Raw genomic sequence first — 18,771 nt, 5'->3', positions numbered from 1 at the left:
ATTATTTATTAAAACAAGAGCAAAATAATTTGCATCTTTAATAATATAAAATACCTACGAGGGTAAAAAATGAAACGTAATCTATTAGCAATCGCTATTCCTGCGCTTTTAATTGCAGGTACAGCAAACGCTTCTATTGAAGTGTGGAATAAAGATGGTAATAAAGTGGACTTTTATGGTCGAGTTTATGCATTAAACTATATTACTGATCGCGATAATCAAACAGGTGAAGGTGACAAAACCACTGCACGTTTAGGTATGTCGGGTCAAACACAAGTGACAGACAGTGTAACTGGATATGGACGTTGGGAGTACGAAGCAAATACAGGTAAAAATGCTGATAACGAAACGCGTTATGCTTTTGCTGGTTTAAACTTTGGTGATTTTGGTTCATTTGATTATGGGCGTAATGATGGCGTGTTAAAAACATTAACGTCTTATACTGACGTTTTGCCAGAATTTGGTGGTGATGCTTCAAATAATGATCTTTATGCATTAACAGATCGTACTAAAGCCGTTGCTACTTACCGTAATTCAGATTTCTTTGGCTTAGTAAATGGTCTACGTTTTGCTGTTCAATATGCGGATAACGGTGATAATAGCTCAACTAATTATTTCAACAAACATGATGGTAATGAAAAACATGATAGTGCAGAAGCATGGGGTTCTGTTGTTGATTGGGATGTGCTTGATACAGGTTTATCGGTTGGTGCTGGGTATGCACAAACGGGTGGACATAAGGATGCTAAAGCATGGTCAGCAGGTATCAAATATGATAATGACAACCTTTATTTAGCTGCGTTATATATTCAAGGTAAACAAAAATACGGTTGGGATAATGCATCAACGAGTCACCGTGCTGATGATTTAAAAACCAAAGGCTATGAATTTGTTGCGCAATATGGTATTGATTTTGAAGTGGGTCGCTTAACTCCGTCTGTTGCTTATATCCAACATAAAGTTAAAGATGCATCTCATTATTCAAGTGATGCTGGGCTTAAAGGTAATGATTTAGCTAAATATGTTGATGTTGGTTTAACTTATGACTTTAACAAAAACTTACAAGCTATTATCGATTATAAAATAAACTTGTTAGATAAAGATGACATCGGTGCACGTCATGCTTTATATGAAGATGGTTCATTTACTAAATCACAAATCAATGGTACAACTAAAGATACAGTGGCACTTGGTTTAATCTACCAATTCTAAGCTATTTTGATATCTTATAAAAGGCACTTCGGTGCCTTTTTTATTATTTACTATTGATTAAATATCCCTTGCACTATAATTAATACTCTGTTAAAAAATCTAGAAAGATAATAATAAATTAGGATAACTATGATGCTTTATACCACACGCAAATTATCGGCTAAAAAAAATATTGCTTTAGTTGCTCACGATCACTTGAAAGATTCTTTATTAAGCTGGTGTAAAAAAAATCGTGAAGAGCTTTCTCGTCATAATTTATGTGGCACGGGCACTACTGGAACATTAATAAAGCAAGACACAGGACTCAATATCATACCAATGTTAAGTGGTCCTATGGGCGGCGATCAGCAAATTGGAGCATTAATTGCAGAAGGTAAAATCGATATCTTAATCTTTTTTTGGGATCCACTTAATGCCGTACCTCATGATCCCGATGTCAAAGCTTTGTTACGGTTATCTACGGTTTGGAATATTCCAGTTGCTACTAATCAAGCTACAGCCAATGCATTGATTCAGTCTTCTATTTTTACGCAAGAAGTTGACATTGAAATTCCTGATTATCAAAGCTATTTAGCGCAAAGAGTGAAGTAAATGCCGATTCCCAAATTCATAAAACAGGCCAGCAAATACTTCTGCTTGATAATTTGTTTATTGTATTAGTTTTTTATGTGGTGTTCCCGCTGGTTTCAACCGACTTTGTGAACTAAGGCGGTTGGAGCGCTCTATTTGTTGGTTTTGCGTTAGGATTTCGGCAATTTGTTCAACAGAGCTTTGGGATTATTGGTGGTATTCTATTGATTATGACTTCTATTTAGTATGCTGGTGTAGCGCTTTTATTTTTTCTTATGTGGGATTTAGTCGTTTAGGGCTTGCGATCGGTGGATTTATTGGTTATACCGGTGCTGGTTGGTTATATGATATTGCTATGCAAATAGGATTTCCGCACCTTCCATGGATAGTGCTTACCACAATTGGACTATTAACTTTAAGCTATTTGCAATATCAATTTAAAAATGAGCCGCCAATGCCACACATTAAAATGAGGAAGATTGGCTAATTTCACCATCTTTAAATAAAATAGCCTCGTTAGTATTAAGTTTATGCCATGTTTCATTCGAGGTTAATGGTAATGTAGAAATAATGGTAACAACATCATTTGGGGTTGTATGTTGTTGAAAGTCAATTTCGACATCTTCATCCAGCAATTTTGCTTTGCCAAATGGCGCTTTACGGGTTATCCAATGTAAATTGGTTGAGCAGTAGGCAAACACATATTGCCCATCAGACAGTAGCATATTAAATATACCAAGTTGGCTTAACTGATTGGCACATTGTTGAATAAAATTAAACAGCTCAAAATTATTGGTCGGTTTTTGCGAATACTTTTGATGTAGTTGATTTATTAAGTAACAGAAAGCATATTCGCTATCAGTTTCACCAATAGGTTGAAATAGCCCTGTATCTAAATGTTGGTAATTGGTTAATTGTCCATTGTGCGCAAAAGTCCAGTTCTTTCCCCATAGTTCACGGGTAAATGGATGGGTATTTTCTAAGGCGACACCGCCTCGATTAGCTTGGCGAATATGGGCAATTACGGCTTTAGATTTGATGGGATATTCTTTCACCATTGTAGCAATAGGTGAATAGCTGCAAGGTTCGGGATCTTTAAATGTCCGGCAGCCTTTTCCTTCATAAAAAGTAATTCCCCAACCATCTTTGTGAGGACCTTTGTCCCCACCCCGTTTAATTAAACTAGTAAAACTAAAGCAAATATCGGTTGGCACATTAGCACTCATACCCAATAATTCACACATATTATTTGGCCATTTCTTTTTCAATTAGCAAAATAAGTATATGGATCACTTTGATATGGATTTCTTGTACGCGATCGGCATAGCCAAAATGTGGAACACGGATATCAACATCGGCAAGTCCATTCATTTTACCGCCATCTTTACCAGTTAATGTAATGATTTTCATGCCTTTTTGTTTTGCTACTTCAATTGCTTTAAATACGTTGGTTGAATTTCCTGAAGTTGAAATTCCTAAAAGCACATCACCTTTTTGCCCGACACCTTCAACATAACGTGAAAAAATGGAATCAAATCCAAAATCATTACCAACACATGAAATATGACTGACATCTGATATGGCAATAGCTGGGTAAGCAGGGCGATTATCGCGAAAGCGGCCGGTTAGCTCCTCAGCAAAATGCATAGCATCGCAATGAGATCCACCATTACCACACGATAACACTTTGCCACCTTGTTTAAACGAATTAGCAATTAAGATTGCGGCTTGTTGAATTTGTTGCAGGTTTTTATCATCTGAAACAAAATTAGTTAATACGTCGATAGCTTGGTTTAATTCATTACGAATATTGTCAATGTACATTGATCTTTCTCCATCTATAAATAAATTTATAGACTATTGTAATTTTTTTAAAATAGCTTGCAAGCGATAAAATTTCCTATCTTGTCAAAAACTATCAGGAATGTATGCCGTTAAGGATAAAAATAAGCATTAAAATAAAAATAAATTAAGGTTATTTCTAATAATGACAGTTGAAATAACGACAAAATTTAAATTAATTTTAAACTTAACAAATAATACATTTGCAATAGCAAAATTCTTTGCGTTTATTTTAAATAATATCTTGGACAGAACTTGGTCGTAGCGTTATTTGCCAATAGGATAAGTTTTTCTTTCGTGATACAATTTATTAAGTCTCTTTTCACTTAAAAGAGAGTGAAATGACATTCATAATAGAATTGGTAAGGAATTAATATGCAAACAATTGAAGGTAAAGTGGCTGCGCCAAAAGCGAAAGTTGCAATTGTGGTGGCACGTTTTAATCATTTTATTAATGATAGCCTAGTAAATGGTGCAATTGACGCGTTAACACGTATTGGTCAAGTCGATGATAAAAATATCACGGTTATCTGGGTTCCTGGTGCTTATGAAATTCCACTTGCCGCAAAAGTTGCAGCACAGTCGAAAAAATATGATGCAATTGTGGCGTTAGGTACCGTCATTCGGGGAAGTACGGCGCATTTTGATTTTGTAGCAGGTGAATCAAGTTCTGGCTTATTAAGTGCAAGCCTAGATAACACCATTCCAGTTGGATTTGGTATTTTAACCACCGAAAGTATAGAACAAGCTATTGAACGTGCAGGTACTAAGGCCGGCAATAAAGGTGCTGAAGCCGCATTAACTGCGCTAGAAATGCTAAATATTATTAAAGCAATTAAGGAGTAATTTAGTGGCATTAGTTAATCCTCGTCGTCGAGCAAGAGAATGTGCAGTACAAGCCATTTACTCGTGGCAAGTTTCCAGAAACGATCTTGCTGATGTTGAGACAAGTTTTATTGCAGAAGAAGATATGAAAGGCGTTGATACTAAGTATTTTCGTGAATTATTAAACGGGGTAGCAAAAAATACCGCCGATTTAGATGATAAAATGGCGCCTTATCTCACTGAACGCTCTGTTGATGAATTAGGACAAATTGAATTAGCGGTACTTAGAATCGCATTATATGAATTAATGAAACGTCAAGATGTTCCTTATAAAGTAGTCATTAATGAAGCTATTGAGTTAACTAAAACATTTGGTGCCGCTGACAGCCATAAATTTGTTAATGGTGTATTAGATAAAATAGCCCCAACCATTCGTACGCGATAACCGATTAATTGTGAGATTGATATGAACGACAGTACCGAAAAAAGCAAACCCACTATTTTTTATGCCAAAAATAGTGAACCTAAGAAACATTCTCGCTCAGCTACAGAAAAGTCTACCGGATGGAAGGGTAAGCGTAAAGATGATTCATTTCAGTCGAAATCTAAACGCAATCGTCAAGATCGCATTGAAACCTTCAAACCTCGAAATGATAAATCTAATTTTATAAAAAATAAGTTTAGTGTTGAACTTAATCAATCTCAATCCTTCATCGTTAACGATTCGCCATGGCAAAAAAAAGTTCGCACTAATGAACAAACGCCTACATTTGGTTATGATGGATATTGTCAACGAAAAGAAGAAACTTTGGTTTATAGCGAAAATAGTTGTAAGGCTGTTTTCAAACATCGACGTGCAGCGATTGTCAAACTATTTATTACCCAAGAGATGGCTTATCAGTTTAAAGATACAATCGACTGGTTGGTTAAACAGCGGTTAGGTTATGATGTTGTCTCTAGTGAACAAATTAGCAAAATAACCCAAACTCAACACCATGGTGGCGTTTGTTTAATTGTTAAAAAGCGCGTTCCGCTCACATTATTAGATTATTTAGATGACAATAGTGATAAAGAGCATGATCGTGTTTTAGCCATTGACGATGTCAATAATCCACATAATCTAGGTGGATTAATGCGTAGTGCCGCTTTTTATGGGATAAATGGTGTGATGTTACGTCAAACAAATTTACTCGATAGTGGTGCAGCTATGCGTGTGGCTGAAGGTGGCATTGAGGCTGTTGAAGCAATTAAAGGTGATGATTTTGTTGCTTCACTTGATATGCTCAAACAACGGGGTTACCAAGTTGTCGCACTATTACCTTGTCAAGCAAAGTCCATTGCATCCAGTGAATTACATAAAATTCGTTTTAATAAAAAAGTTGCAATAGTTATATTTCAACAAATTAATATGAAACTTATCAATTGTGCTAATGTGGTTGTACATTTAAAGGGTAATGATAACATGCCTGCATTGAATATTTCAGTTGCTACGGGTATTTTATTATCTAACTTGCAAAAATAAAAAAATATTAGTTTATGTTTTTGCTATCAATTAGTTAGGTTATAAAAGTTATTTTACTAATTGATAAAATATATCCAATAGCATAATTTGATTAGAAATTGCTTTTTTTTTCTGTAAATTGTTATTAATTTTTTGAGTGTTTTGGTAATTGTCATGGCTTTTAAGCATAAAGTTGGTTTAATTTTCGGGAAGTTTTATCCTTTACATTGTGGTCATATTTATTTAATTGAAAAAGCCATGAGCCAAGTTGATGAATTACATATTCTTCTTGGTTGCGAAGCCTCACGCGATAAGCAACTTTTTAATAAAAGCCATCTACCAAAACAACCTCAAGTAAGCGACCGTTTTTCATGGTTAAAAGAGACGTTTAAAGATCGCCACAATATTCATATCCATGTACTTGATGAAGCGGGTATTGAATTTTATCCGAATGGTTGGCAAGATTGGAGCTGTCGTGTTAAGCAGATTCTTTCAGCACATAAAATTAAACCCAATGTGGTTTTTACTAGTGAGCCACAAGATGTCAAAAATCATGAATTTTATTTTGGCTGTCCGGTAGTCGTTGTCGATGCTAATCGAGAGTTTATGAATATCAGCGCGACACAAATCCGTGAAAACCCCTATAAAAACTGGTCTTTTATTGCCCAAGCAGCAAAACCTTTTTTTGTTAAAAAAGTAGCTATTATTGGTCAAGGGAGATTTTGTGACTTACCTATTCAGCTGGCTAATATTTATAATACTCAATACGTGTCTAATGGTTATATCAATTATATCGAGCGAGAAATCTCAACCCATCATAACAAGCGTTATTTAAGCGAATCTGATTATATTAAAATTGCGATGTTACATGTAGAACGTGTTTCAAAAGCTATTGAAACTGCTAATAAACTTGTTTTTACCTCAATTGATTTCGCAACACTAATGCAATATTACAATCAAATCTTCCAAAAAGATAATGATGTTTTAAAAGCCTTTAAAGACAGCTACCATTTTGATTTAGTTATTCACGAAAAAGATTTAAACTCACAATTTACACAACAGGAGTATTTTGAAATCGTCTCTAAGAAGGTTGAAGCCTTATTGATTTAGTTCATCACATTTATTGTGGCTTATGCTAAAATAAGGTAAATCTTTGTGATAGGTAAATTTCTATGTCTCAATTTTCTGATAAACAAGACAATACAAATCAAGAAAAAATTGATTTTGGTTACCAGCAAGTGCCAAAACAAGAAAAAGTAAAACGTGTTGCCGAAGTCTTTCACTCTGTTGCCGATAAATATGACGTTATGAATGATCTCATGTCATTTGGTATCCATCGAATTTGGAAAAAAATTACCATTGAATATAGCAGTGTGCGTAAAGGCCAAAAAGTTCTAGATCTTGCTGGTGGCACAGGTGATTTAACGGCAAAATTCTCGCAATTGGTCGGTGATGAAGGATTAGTTGTTTTAGCTGACATTAACGAATCAATGTTAAAGGTTGGGCGAGATAAACTGCGAGACAAAGGCTTATTTAAAAATATTGAATATGTACAAGCCAATGCAGAAGAATTGCCTTTTGCTGATAACTATTTTGATTGTATCACTATCTCATTTGGTTTACGCAATGTCACTGATAAAGAAAAGGCTTTACGCTCTATGTGGCGAGTATTGAAACCCGGTGGCCGCTTACTAATCCTTGAATTTTCTAAACCGCAATATCAGATCTTGAATAAAGCGTATGATCTGTATTCTTTTACCATGTTACCATTAATGGGCAAAATTGTGGCAAATGATTCAGAAAGTTATCGTTATTTAGCTGAATCAATTCGTATGCATCCCGATCAAAAAACATTGAAAAAAATGATGGAAGATGCAGGATTTGTCGATGTGAAATATCATAACATGACCGGTGGTATTGTCGCGTTACATACTGGCTTTAAATTTTGATGCGATGAATAATAATGACATTTTTTCGACTATTTAAAATATTAACCGTATTTCGAGCCTATCAATTAGATGAACTGTTGCCGAAACATCGTTCATCAAAGTGGCTGCGTACTCTATTATTTTGCCTGTTTTGGGTTAGACCTAAGGCAAAACATCAAGAAATTGGTGAGCGTTTACGACAAGCGCTGCAAGAATTAGGGCCGGTTTGGATAAAGTTTGGACAAATGATTTCAACTCGGCGTGATGTTTTACCAAAACATATAGCCGAAGCTTTGGCTAGATTGCAAGACCAAGTGATTTCTTTCGATGGGAAAATAGCTAGACAATTGATTGAGTCTGCATTAGAGCAACCGATAGATCATTATTTTTCCGATTTTGATGAAAAGCCATTAGCGGCGGCATCAATAGCACAGGTTCATACCGCAGTATTAAAACGTAGCCAAGCCGAAGTTGTCATCAAGGTCTTGCGTCCTAATATTTTACCGGTTATTCAAGCTGATATTGGTTTAATGTATTGGGTGGCTAAACAATTTACTAAACGTATCAAATCAGGTGAAAAATTGCGAGCGGTTGAAATAGTGTATGATTATGAAATGACGCTATTAAAAGAGTTGGATTTACAAAAAGAGGCTTACAATACTGTTAGATTGCGTGATAACTTTATTAATAGTGATACTTTATATATTCCTTATGTTTATCAAGATCTTTGTCGAAAAAATGTAATTGTTGAAGAGCGCATTAAAGGGATTCCCATTTCAGATATCGAGCAACTTAAGCAGAATAATGTCAATATGAAATTACTTGCAGAGCGAGGTGTTCAAGCTTTTTTTACCCAAGTATTTCGTGATAATTTTTTCCATGCTGATATGCATCCGGGTAATATTTTTGTCGATATTACCGATCCACAAAATCCTCGCTATATTGGTATTGATTGTGCCATTGTTGGCATATTAAGTAATGATGATCAGCGCTATCTTGCCGAGAATTTTTTGGCATTTTTTAATCGAGATTATCGAAAAATAGCCGAAACTTATATCACATCAGGTTGGGTACCAGAAACTACCGATGCTATAGCGCTTGAAATGGCAATGCGCAATGTGTGTGAGCCAGCATTTGCAAAACCCTTAGCTGAAATCTCATTTTCACAGATTTTATTGCAATTATTTCAAGTGGCGCGTCAATTTGACATGGATATTCAACCTCAATTAACCCTGCTTGAAAAAACGCTATTTTATATTGAAGGACTTGGTCGTCAGCTTTATCCTGAACTTGATTTATGGCAAACAGCAAAGCCATTTTTAGAAAAGTGGTATCAAGATAAATATAGTGCTAAAAAAATACTGCAACAAGCTTGGGAATCATTGCCTGAGTGGCGCACTTTATTGCCACAGTTACCAGAAAAATTAAATGATTTTGAACGAACCACCAAACAGATGAATGTTCAATTAAACCAAATTAATCAAGAATTACAGCATAGTAAAAAGCGTGAACGAACGCTATATGGAATGCTTGGGTTAGTTTGCGCTTTATGTATTATGATATTGATAGTGCGTTGAGCTGATTATTTGGGAATATTCTAATTTGCGTGTATAATTTGATTATGTACCCCCATTGGAGATAATTATCATGATGCCAAGCTTGCCTCAACTCCTTATATTAATTGCTGTTGTTGTATTGTTATTTGGAACGAAAAAATTACGTTCATTGGGTTCTGATCTTGGTGAATCAATTAAAGGTTTTAAAAAAGCCATGAGTGATGATGATAATAACGATAAAAAACAACAAGACAATTCAAAAAAAGTCGAGAATATTGATTCATCTGATGTTAATAATCACAACAAAAAAGAGTAAGTTGTGTTTGATATTAGCTTTGGTCAATTACTATTAGTATTAATTATTGGTCTGGTGGTATTAGGTCCAGAACGGTTACCTGTTGCGATAAAAACAGTTGCAGGCTGGATAAAGATGTTACGCCGCATGTCAGCCACTGTACAGTTAGAGTTAAATAAAGAACTTAAACTACAAGAATTACAAGATAGTTTAAAAAAGGCTGAACAAAGTGGTTTAACAACACTTACGCCAGAAATTCAAGAATCTATCGATGATTTAAAGCGCGTAACAGAATCATTAAAAAATGAAATCGACTCGGCAACACAAATCAATCCCCAAATTGACTCAGATAAAAATAAATCATGACAGAAGACGCTACTCAACCATTAATTGGTCATCTTATTGAACTCAGAACACGACTACTACGTTGCATTATCTGCATCTTGCTGGTATTAGCTTGTTTACTCTATTTTTCCAATGATATCTATTACATTGTAGCAAATCCACTTATCAGCCAATTACCTCAGGGTAGTAGCATGATAGCAACCGATATTGCAGCCCCGTTTTTTACGCCAATTAAGCTAACAACCGTTGTGGCGATATTTATCTCAATTCCGTATGTACTGTACCAAATTTGGGGATTTATTGCACCGGCACTCTACCAACATGAAAGACGTCTGGTGATGCCACTAATTGTATCAAGCACGATCCTTTTTTATATGGGGATAGCGTTTGCTTATTTTGTGGTGTTTCCACTGGCGTTTTACTTTTTTATTCATACGGCGCCAGTTGATGTAGCTATTAATACTGACATCACCAAGTACCTTGATTTTGTTATGACACTTTTTGTGGTATTTGGCTTTGCTTTTGAAGTGCCAGTCGCTATTATTTTGCTCTGCTGGACAGGAATCACTACACCTAAAAGCCTACGTAAAAAACGCCCTTATATTATTGTTGGGGTGTTTGCTGTCGCGATGTTTGTAACGCCTCCGGATGTCTTTTCACAAATATTATTGGCTGTACCTATCTGTTTCCTGTTTGAAATTGGCACCTTTTTTGCCCGTTTTTACCAACCACGTCAAAACGACAATATAGAAGATGACGACAGTCATGAATCTGATAAAGAGACCTAAACAGATAAACGATGAATTAACTGAACAAGTAAGGATAAAGAGTCATAATGAATACATCATTACCTGATTTTAATTGTGCCAATGTATTAGTTGTGGGCGATATTATGTTAGATCGCTATTGGTATGGGGGAACTAATCGAATATCGCCTGAAGCACCAGTGCCAGTTGTTAAAATCGACTCTTTAGAAGAGCGCCCAGGTGGCGCTGCCAATGTTGCCATGAATATTACTTCACTTTGTGGTAATGCACGACTTATTGGCTTAACAGGCATTGATGAACCTGCAAAAATTCTTGATGAACAACTCAGTAAACATAAAGTTCACTGTGATTTTGTATCCGTTTCAACGCACCCAACCATCACCAAATTACGTGTCCTATCACGCAATCAACAATTGATTCGTATCGATTTTGAAGAAGGATTTGGTAATATTGATGCAACGCCGATTCTTGAGCGCATTCAAACTGCATTAACAACCCATAAAGTGTTAGTTCTGTCAGATTATGCTAAGGGGGCATTATCAGCTGTTCAAGCAATGATTAAGCTTGCCAATCAAGCCAATGTACCGATTTTAGTTGATCCCAAAGGTACGGATTTTGAACGTTATCGTGGTGCAACAATCTTAACACCTAATATGTCGGAGTTTGAAGCCGTAGTTGGCCATTGTCAAAGCGAAGAAGATATCGTAGAAAAAGGTTACCAATTGATTAAACAGTACGATCTAAAAGCGCTTTTAGTAACACGAAGTGAAAAAGGTATGACATTACTACAATTGGACAAACCGATTTACCACCTGCCAACCCAAGCTAAAGAAGTATTTGATGTGACTGGTGCTGGCGATACTGTAATTGCGACATTAGCCGCTGCTTTAGCCGCTGGGCAATCTTTAGACGAAAGTTGCTTTTTAGCCAATGCAGCAGCTGGTGTGGTTGTTGGCAAACTTGGTACATCGACCGTTTCACAAGTCGAACTAGAAAATGCCATACGCGCACGTGCTGATGATGGTTTTGGTGTCATGAGCGAAGATGAGCTAAAAGAAGAGGTTCGAAAAGCGCGCATGCGTGGTGAAAAAATTGTCATGACCAATGGCTGTTTTGACATTTTACATGCGGGTCATGTTTCTTACCTTGCTAATGCGCGTAAACTAGGGGATCGTTTAATTGTTGCTGTGAACAGTGATACTTCGGTTAAACAGTTAAAGGGCGAATCCCGACCGATTAACCCGTTAATGCAACGAATGATTGTACTGGGAGCGCTTGATTCAGTTGACTGGGTTGTTCCATTTGAAGAAGAAACCCCTCAACGACTCATTGCTAACGTCTTGCCCGATGTCTTAGTCAAAGGTGGCGATTATAAACCCGAAGATATCGCTGGGGGCAAAGAAGTTATCGCTGCTGGCGGTAGCGTTAAAGTGCTTAACTTTGAAGATGGCTGTTCCACGACCAACATTATTAATGTAATAAAAAATCGCTAAATTATAGTAGATAAAATCGGCTACTTCGGTAAGTAGCTGATTGTTTTTCAAGCTTCTATAACTTCAATTAACTATTATCTTGTTTTAAACATAACTTAATATAAAAATTGGTCACCGTTTTAATCAAATCTCTTAATAATATAGAACGTTAATAATAATTAGTATGATTAATCGTTAATAACTATTATTAAATTTCAAAATTAATACTTTTTTTATTATGCACTTTATGCAAAGCTAATAACCAAATTATGAAAATGAGTGTTAAGGATATTTTATGACCAAACATTATGATTATATTGCTATTGGTGGCGGTAGTGGTGGAATAGCATCAGTTAACCGAGCTGCATCCTATGGAAAAAAATGTGCTATTATTGAGGCAAAATTATTAGGCGGAACCTGTGTGAATGTTGGTTGTGTGCCTAAAAAAGTCATGTGGTATGGTGCACAAATTGCTGAAGCCATTAATCATTATGGTCCCGATTACGGTTTTGATACCACCATTAACCAATTCAATTGGGATAAATTAATTGCGAGCAGAAGCGCTTATATTGATCGAATCCATCAATCGTATGATCGAGTTCTCAATAATAATAAAGTTGATGTGATTCATGGATATGCTAAGTTTGTTGACTCTCATACCGTTGAGGTAAATGGTGAACATTATAGTGCCGATCATATTCTGATAGCTGTCGGGGGTAAACCAACGATTCCGAATATCCCAGGCGCGCAATATGGTATTACATCTGATGGTTTCTTTGCGCTAAAAGCCTTACCTAAGCGTGTGGCCGTTGTTGGCGCTGGTTATATTGCTTGCGAAATCGCAAGTGTATTACATGCACTTGGTGCGCAAACTCATCAATTTGTTCGCAATGCAACACCATTACGCGCTTTTGATCCATTAATTGTTGAAACCTTAATGGAAGTGATAAAAACAGAAGGGCAACAACTTCATACTTTTGCGGTGCCAAAATCCGTTACTAAAAACAGTGATGAGTCATTAACTTTAACACTAGAAAATGGCGAAAGTTATACTGTCGACTGTTTAATTTGGGCAATTGGTCGTGAGCCGGCTACAAATGACATGAATTTACAGGCAGCTGGAATTGAAATTGATAATAAAGGCTTTGTGGTCGTGGATAAATATCAAAATACTAATGTACAGGGCATTTATTCAGTTGGTGATGATACTGGTGCCATGGCATTAACGCCAGTTGCGGTTGCCGCTGGTCGTCGCTTATCAGAAAGGCTTTTTAACAATAAGCCTGATGAACATTTAGATTATAGTAATATTCCAACCGTTGTCTTTACCCATCCAGCAATTGGAACAGTAGGGTTGACGGAGCCAGAAGCGATACAGCAATATGGTCAAGAAAACGTCAAAGCCTATAAATCCACCTTTACGGCCATGTATACCGCAGTTACACAACATCGTCAACCATGCCGTATGAAGTTAGTGTGCGCCGGTAAAGATGAAAAAATTGTTGGTATTCATGGTATTGGTTATGGGATGGACGAAATGTTACAAGGCTTTGCCGTAGCACTAAAAATGGGTGCAACGAAAAAGGATTTTGATAACACCGTTGCGATTCACCCAACTGCTGCTGAAGAGTTTGTTACTATGCGATAATATGGCAGCTACTGTATAGCACTAAGTTAAATAAAAAAGCAGGCGAGTTCCCTGCTTTTTATTGCAAAAAAAGAATCTTACTGTTAATGATTAGTTGAGTTACTGCTCCAGCCCTTTTTTGCTAAAGGATAGAAACCAACTCCAATTGCAATTAATGCCACAAAAGAGATATAGATACCTGCACCCAGATAACTATATTTCCCTAATAAATGTTCAGGACTTAATAGATAAATCGTTAACGTTGGCGTAATAGCACTAAATAGCGCATAAGCTAAATTATAAGAAAACGACAAACCTGAATAGCGAATTGCTGGTGGAAACGTTCTTGTTCCAATAATTGGTGTCATAGCGATAGAACCAATGAAAAGTCCAAAAATAGCCCAAATCAAATAAAGCTTGGTGATTGACATATCAGGCGATAAAGAACTATAAAAATAGAGACTCGAAACAGCAAGCCCACCCCAACAAATCATCGAGGTTTTAGTTGAACCAAGCTTATCATCTAACCAACCAGAAATAATACAACCTAATGTTAAGGTTAAAGCTGCAATACAACCACCGATCCGCCAATCAAGGTTAGCAAAGTGGTACATTCCGCCCACAATACGACCTGGGGTAATTAAAATCCCCACCATAATAGCGGTAGACAATGACCACGTTAACAATGCAACAATCAAACAGGCTGTTTTGTGTTTTTGAAGTACAGTAACAACTGGGATGTTTTTTTCAATCGCTTTACGTGCCGCTAATTCCTTGAAAATAGGTGTTTCAGATAAAAAACGGCGCAAATAAACCGAAATTACCCCAAAAATACCACCAATAATAAACGGAATACGCCATGCATAATCTAAGATATTTTGCTTAGTAAAACACAGATCAATAATAATTGTGACAATAAAACCAAGTAAAATACCGCCAGTAATTCCTGATGTTAATGTGCCAACACCAAGTCCATAACGTTGCTTTGGTACATGTTCAGCAATAAATACCCAAGCACCAGGCATTTCGCCACCGATCGCTGCACCTTGCAACATACGCATAATCAAAAGCAATAGTGGTGCAAAAATACCGATCATTTCGTAAGTGGGTAAAACCCCAATGATGAAAGTCGGTAGCGCCATCATTGCGACACTTAGGGTAAACATCTTTTTACGGCCCATTTTATCGCCAAAGTGAGCCATAATAATGCCACCAATAGGGCGCACCAAATAACCAGCAGCGAAAATCCCCCAAGCAAACAGATCTAATGTCAAAGGTGATAACGAGTGGGGTAAAAATAGCGGTTTAACGATGGTATCGATATAAAGTGCATAGATAACAAAATCATAAAACTCTAGCGTACCGCCTAAAGAAGATAACACTAACGTTTTTAGATCTTTACTATTTAATGGTCGTGCAGTGGGTTGTAACCGAGCATTGATTTCAGACTGATTCATGAACTAACCTTATTCTTATTGTTAAATTGAGATAAAAAATCAAGAAAATTTATCTTTTTTGACCAAAGCTTATAAAGAACCCCCCATTCTGCCACAAAAAGATGCCTTTTTTCCTATCATAAAAAAATTTAATGAATGAGATTAAGTTGTGTATTTAATTTATAATCTTAATATATTTATATTTTATTGGATAAAAGATATCATCATTTACCATACCATGGTGGTTAATCCAAAAGGATGATTTAATGATAGACCAAAAAGTAAAGCGTTGCAGTTGGGTGACAAACGATCCGCTGTATATTGCTTATCATGACAACGAGTGGGGCATAGCCCAATATGATAGCCTTAAGCTATTTGAAAAAATTTGTTTAGAAGGACAACAAGCTGGCTTGTCGTGGATCACGGTATTAAAAAAGCGAGACGAGTATCGACGTTGTTTTTTCAATTTTGATCCTCAAAAAATTATAAAATTATCGTCTGACGATATCGAAAAATTGCTTGAAAACAAAGGATTAATTCGTAATCGATTAAAGCTTAATAGTATTGTAAAAAATGCACAGGCTTATTTAGCTATGCAAAATAATGGCGAAGATTTTTCACAACTTATTTGGTCTTTTGTTAAGGGTAAACCGATGATTAACCACTATAAAGACAAAAGTGAAGTCCCCGTGAGCACCGAACTATCTGACCAGATGTCAAAGGCATTAAAAAAGAGGGGCTTTAGTTTTGTTGGCTCAACGATTTGTTACGCATTTATGCAATCAATGGGACTAATCAATGACCATTTTGACGATTGCTTTAAAAAAGGATATTGATTTAATGAAAATTTTAAAATTATTCAATTATGCTGTTATCGCCATTTTAGGTTATTTTATTGTTTGTAATATTATTATTTTTATCTATGCTCAACAAAAGCCCATTAATAACGCTGATACACTAGTTGTGTTGGGTTCACAAGTTGTTGGCACGCCAGCAATGGCGCCTTTAACCTTACAAATTCGCTTAGATGTAGCTGCCACTTATTTGCAAAATAATCCCAATACGAAAGCTGTTGTTTGTGGTGGACAAGGCAAAGACGAATCAGCCACTGAAGCTAGCGTGATGTTTAATTACTTAGTAAACCAAGGCATAGACGCTTCGCGAATCTATATTGAAGACAAATCAACCCGAACAGCCCAACAATTTATATATGCCAATGAGGTATTACCTTTAGGGAAAACGGTTGTTGTTACTAATGATTTTCATTTATTACGCTCGGTAATGCTAGCTAAACGTTCAGGGGTTACGGATGTATCGGGATTATCGGCGCCATTGCGTTTTTCTAATTTTGATAAATACATCGCAATGATAAGAGAGCCTTTAGCATTAGCTAATTCGTGGTTATTTGATCATCCTAAAAATTAGATTTAGACAGAACCTTTTTTGACTATTCATTTAAACCGCTTGATTTTTAAAATGACATATCTTTGCATGATTAGCTAAATAAGCAACAGCTGTTTTTGCTTCTTGTCCATGGTATTATGATGTATTGCTATTTAATTTAGAAATTGATACATATGAATTCAGATACTATTGTCGCGCAAGCAACCCCACCTGGTCGTGGTGGGGTCGGTATTTTACGTATTTCAGGACCAAAGGTTCAGGCTGTTGCTCAAGCTGTATTAGGCAAATTACCTAAGCCTCGTCATGCTGATTATTTGCCTTTTTTAGCCTCAGATGGTTCAACCTTAGATGAGGGCATTGCTTTATTCTTCCCAAATCCTCATTCATTTACTGGCGAAGATGTGCTTGAACTACAAGGACATGGTGGACCGGTTATTTTAGATTTACTCTTAAAACGTGTTCTTGAAGTGCCGCAAGTCCGTATTGCTCGCCCAGGTGAATTTTCAGAACGGGCATTTTTAAATGATAAACTAGATCTTGCTCAAGCCGAAGCGATTGCTGATTTAATTGATGCTAGTTCAGAACAGGCAGCAAAATCAGCAATATCATCCTTACAAGGTGTATTTTCTAAAAAAGTAAATGCACTGGTTGAGTCATTAATCCATTTACGCATTTTTACCGAAGCAGCAATTGATTTCCCCGAAGAAGAGATTGACTTTCTATCAGACGGTAAAATTGAAGCACAACTAAACGAAGTCATTACTCGCTTAAGCGAAGTACGGCAAGAAGCGAAACAAGGAACGCTATTACGAGAAGGCATGAAAGTCGTTATAGCAGGACGGCCTAATGCCGGTAAATCAAGCCTACTTAATGCACTGGCAGGGCGTGATGCCGCCATTGTGACCGATATCGCCGGCACAACTCGAGACGTGCTACGCGAACATATTCACATTGATGGTATGCCACTACATATTATCGATACCGCTGGTTTACGCGAAGCGAGTGACGAAGTAGAACGCATTGGCATTGAACGCGCTTGGCAAGAAATAGAGCAAGCTGATCGTGTATTATTTATGGTCGACAGCACAACGACAATAGAAACCAATCCAGAAAAACTATGGCCAGAATTTATTGAACGCTTACCAAAACAGATGCCCGTCACCGTCATCCGCAACAAAGCCGATTTAACTGGCGAAGCACTAGGATACAGTGAAGTAAACGGCTACTCACTGATTCAGCTTTCAGCACGAACAGGAGAGGGAATGGCTTTATTGCGTGATCATCTCAAACAAGTCATGGGCTTTACCAGTAGCACTGAAGGTGGATTTTTAGCACGTCGCCGCCATCTACAAGCACTAGAAAAAGCAGCAGAACATTTAAATAATGGTAAGTACCAACTCATTACTTTCCATGCTGGCGAATTGCTAGCTGAAGAGCTAAGACTAGCACAAGAAGCCCTGAGCGAAATTACAGGAGAATTTACCTCTGATGATTTATTAGGTCGTATATTCAGTTCGTTTTGTATCGGTAAATAAAACTTTAATCCTATACTAAACAAAGTCTATTAAGTAAAACATTGTTTCATTGTTGGTACATTCCGACATTAGAATGTGCCGACACCTCAGTGAGGTTAGCATGTCAAGCAGGGCTGTTTGGCGAGTTTGTGTCTTGTGGAACAAATTTGAACATCTGAACAAAGCGAAAGTAGCCTCGAAGAGGTGAGTATCAGGATGATACGTGTAATGTTGAGGATTTCGCACAAAATCCCCTAAGTTGGACGTTGTTACTGTTACTATTTATTTTATTAAAAGGTTAAAATATCCGAAACCTAACCACGCCGAAATGATTTCTATCAAAATAATATAATGAAAATTTTTCAATAATTTAAGTGTTTTACAAAAGCTTAATTAATGCTGACAGTGACATTTCTTTAAAAAATCATCCCAAAAAACTAGCCAAGCTTTTTTTTAACGGTTATACTTCAATTAATT

Annotated in this window: 19 protein-coding genes and 1 pseudogene; 17 read left to right on the top strand and 3 right to left on the bottom strand. The window is 36.5% G+C overall.

The annotated features are described in order from the left end of the window. Positions 1-69: 69 nt before the first annotated feature. The 3 genes from A9G24_RS12255 to A9G24_RS12245 all read left to right on the top strand — a co-directional run bounded on the left by A9G24_RS12255 (position 70) and on the right by A9G24_RS12245 (position 2,269). Positions 70-1,212, top strand: a complete 1,143-nt coding sequence (locus A9G24_RS12255; RefSeq protein ID WP_065639272.1) for a porin — start codon at positions 70-72, stop codon at positions 1,210-1,212. A 132-nt stretch (positions 1,213-1,344) separates the two neighbouring features. Continuing rightward, a complete protein-coding gene (locus A9G24_RS12250) occupies positions 1,345-1,803 on the top strand; it encodes a methylglyoxal synthase (protein ID WP_065639271.1) in 459 nt (152 codons plus the stop codon). 121 nt (positions 1,804-1,924) lie between these two features. Beyond that, positions 1,925-2,269 carry a hypothetical protein gene (locus A9G24_RS12245; protein WP_065639270.1) on the top strand — a complete coding sequence of 115 codons (345 nt, stop codon included), beginning with the start codon at positions 1,925-1,927 and terminating at the stop codon, positions 2,267-2,269. Here the strand turns inward: A9G24_RS12245 and A9G24_RS12240 are convergent. Next, positions 2,247-3,026: a class II glutamine amidotransferase gene (locus A9G24_RS12240; protein ID WP_065639269.1), complete on the bottom strand. Its 780-nt coding sequence runs from the start codon at positions 3,024-3,026 to the stop codon at positions 2,247-2,249. The genes A9G24_RS12245 and A9G24_RS12240 overlap by 23 nt on opposite strands. 1 nt (position 3,027) lies before the next feature. Further along, complete coding sequence (gene lpcA / locus A9G24_RS12235) at positions 3,028-3,606, bottom strand: D-sedoheptulose 7-phosphate isomerase (protein WP_065586459.1); 579 nt, start codon at positions 3,604-3,606, stop codon at positions 3,028-3,030. 393 nt (positions 3,607-3,999) lie between these two features. On the opposite strand from lpcA, the gene ribH reads away from it, so the two are divergent. From ribH to gorA, 11 genes and pseudogenes are all read left to right on the top strand, one after another. Beyond that, a complete protein-coding gene (gene ribH / locus A9G24_RS12230) occupies positions 4,000-4,470 on the top strand; it encodes a 6,7-dimethyl-8-ribityllumazine synthase (protein WP_065586460.1) in 471 nt (156 codons plus the stop codon). A gap of 4 nt (positions 4,471-4,474) precedes the next feature. Then, positions 4,475-4,894, top strand: a complete 420-nt coding sequence (gene nusB, locus A9G24_RS12225; RefSeq protein WP_065586461.1) for a transcription antitermination factor NusB — start codon at positions 4,475-4,477, stop codon at positions 4,892-4,894. Positions 4,895-4,915: 21 nt separating this feature from the next. After that, positions 4,916-5,971, top strand: a complete 1,056-nt coding sequence (locus A9G24_RS12220) for a TrmH family RNA methyltransferase (RefSeq protein WP_065639268.1) — start codon at positions 4,916-4,918, stop codon at positions 5,969-5,971. Between the two features lie 153 nt (positions 5,972-6,124). Next, a complete protein-coding gene (nadR, locus tag A9G24_RS12215; RefSeq protein WP_065639267.1) occupies positions 6,125-7,060 on the top strand; it encodes a multifunctional transcriptional regulator/nicotinamide-nucleotide adenylyltransferase/ribosylnicotinamide kinase NadR in 936 nt (311 codons plus the stop codon). A 62-nt stretch (positions 7,061-7,122) separates the two neighbouring features. Continuing rightward, a complete protein-coding gene (ubiE, locus tag A9G24_RS12210) occupies positions 7,123-7,899 on the top strand; it encodes a bifunctional demethylmenaquinone methyltransferase/2-methoxy-6-polyprenyl-1,4-benzoquinol methylase UbiE (RefSeq protein ID WP_065639266.1) in 777 nt (258 codons plus the stop codon). Between the two features lie 14 nt (positions 7,900-7,913). Then, on the top strand, positions 7,914-9,455 hold the full coding sequence (gene ubiB, locus A9G24_RS12205; protein WP_065639265.1) for a ubiquinone biosynthesis regulatory protein kinase UbiB: 1,542 nt from the start codon (positions 7,914-7,916) through the stop codon (positions 9,453-9,455). Positions 9,456-9,525: 70 nt separating this feature from the next. Beyond that, positions 9,526-9,750 carry a twin-arginine translocase TatA/TatE family subunit gene (tatA, locus tag A9G24_RS12200; RefSeq protein WP_065639264.1) on the top strand — a complete coding sequence of 75 codons (225 nt, stop codon included), beginning with the start codon at positions 9,526-9,528 and terminating at the stop codon, positions 9,748-9,750. Between the two features lie 3 nt (positions 9,751-9,753). Further along, positions 9,754-10,065: pseudogene (tatB, locus tag A9G24_RS12195) on the top strand (Sec-independent protein translocase protein TatB); the annotation flags it as partial. Between the two features lie 26 nt (positions 10,066-10,091). Beyond that, positions 10,092-10,862 carry a twin-arginine translocase subunit TatC gene (gene tatC / locus A9G24_RS12190; RefSeq protein ID WP_065639263.1) on the top strand — a complete coding sequence of 257 codons (771 nt, stop codon included), beginning with the start codon at positions 10,092-10,094 and terminating at the stop codon, positions 10,860-10,862. Positions 10,863-10,909: 47 nt separating this feature from the next. Continuing rightward, entirely contained in the window at positions 10,910-12,334 is a 1,425-nt protein-coding gene (gene hldE / locus A9G24_RS12185) for a bifunctional D-glycero-beta-D-manno-heptose-7-phosphate kinase/D-glycero-beta-D-manno-heptose 1-phosphate adenylyltransferase HldE (protein WP_065639262.1), read from the top strand. A gap of 274 nt (positions 12,335-12,608) precedes the next feature. Then, complete coding sequence (gene gorA, locus A9G24_RS12180) at positions 12,609-13,961, top strand: glutathione-disulfide reductase (RefSeq protein ID WP_065639261.1); 1,353 nt, start codon at positions 12,609-12,611, stop codon at positions 13,959-13,961. 83 nt (positions 13,962-14,044) lie between these two features. Here the strand turns inward: gorA and A9G24_RS12175 are convergent, their stop codons facing one another. Continuing rightward, positions 14,045-15,397, bottom strand: a complete 1,353-nt coding sequence (locus tag A9G24_RS12175; protein ID WP_065639260.1) for an MFS transporter — start codon at positions 15,395-15,397, stop codon at positions 14,045-14,047. Between the two features lie 245 nt (positions 15,398-15,642). On the opposite strand from A9G24_RS12175, the gene A9G24_RS12170 reads away from it, so the two are divergent. The 3 genes from A9G24_RS12170 to mnmE all read left to right on the top strand — a co-directional run bounded on the left by A9G24_RS12170 (position 15,643) and on the right by mnmE (position 18,315). After that, the gene (locus A9G24_RS12170; RefSeq protein ID WP_065639259.1) at positions 15,643-16,212 is read left to right on the top strand and encodes a DNA-3-methyladenine glycosylase I; all 570 of its coding nucleotides are present in this window, start codon (positions 15,643-15,645) and stop codon (positions 16,210-16,212) included. Between the two features lie 4 nt (positions 16,213-16,216). Then, positions 16,217-16,801 carry a YdcF family protein gene (locus tag A9G24_RS12165; protein ID WP_065639293.1) on the top strand — a complete coding sequence of 195 codons (585 nt, stop codon included), beginning with the start codon at positions 16,217-16,219 and terminating at the stop codon, positions 16,799-16,801. Between the two features lie 152 nt (positions 16,802-16,953). Further along, positions 16,954-18,315: a tRNA uridine-5-carboxymethylaminomethyl(34) synthesis GTPase MnmE gene (gene mnmE / locus A9G24_RS12160; protein WP_065639258.1), complete on the top strand. Its 1,362-nt coding sequence runs from the start codon at positions 16,954-16,956 to the stop codon at positions 18,313-18,315. Positions 18,316-18,771: the final 456 nt, after the last annotated feature.

Source organism: Gilliamella sp. App6-5 (assembly GCF_001690525.1).
GTDB classification, from domain to species: domain Bacteria; phylum Pseudomonadota; class Gammaproteobacteria; order Enterobacterales; family Orbaceae; genus Gilliamella; species Gilliamella apicola_H.
This window is presented reverse-complemented; position numbering and strand designations above follow the sequence as displayed.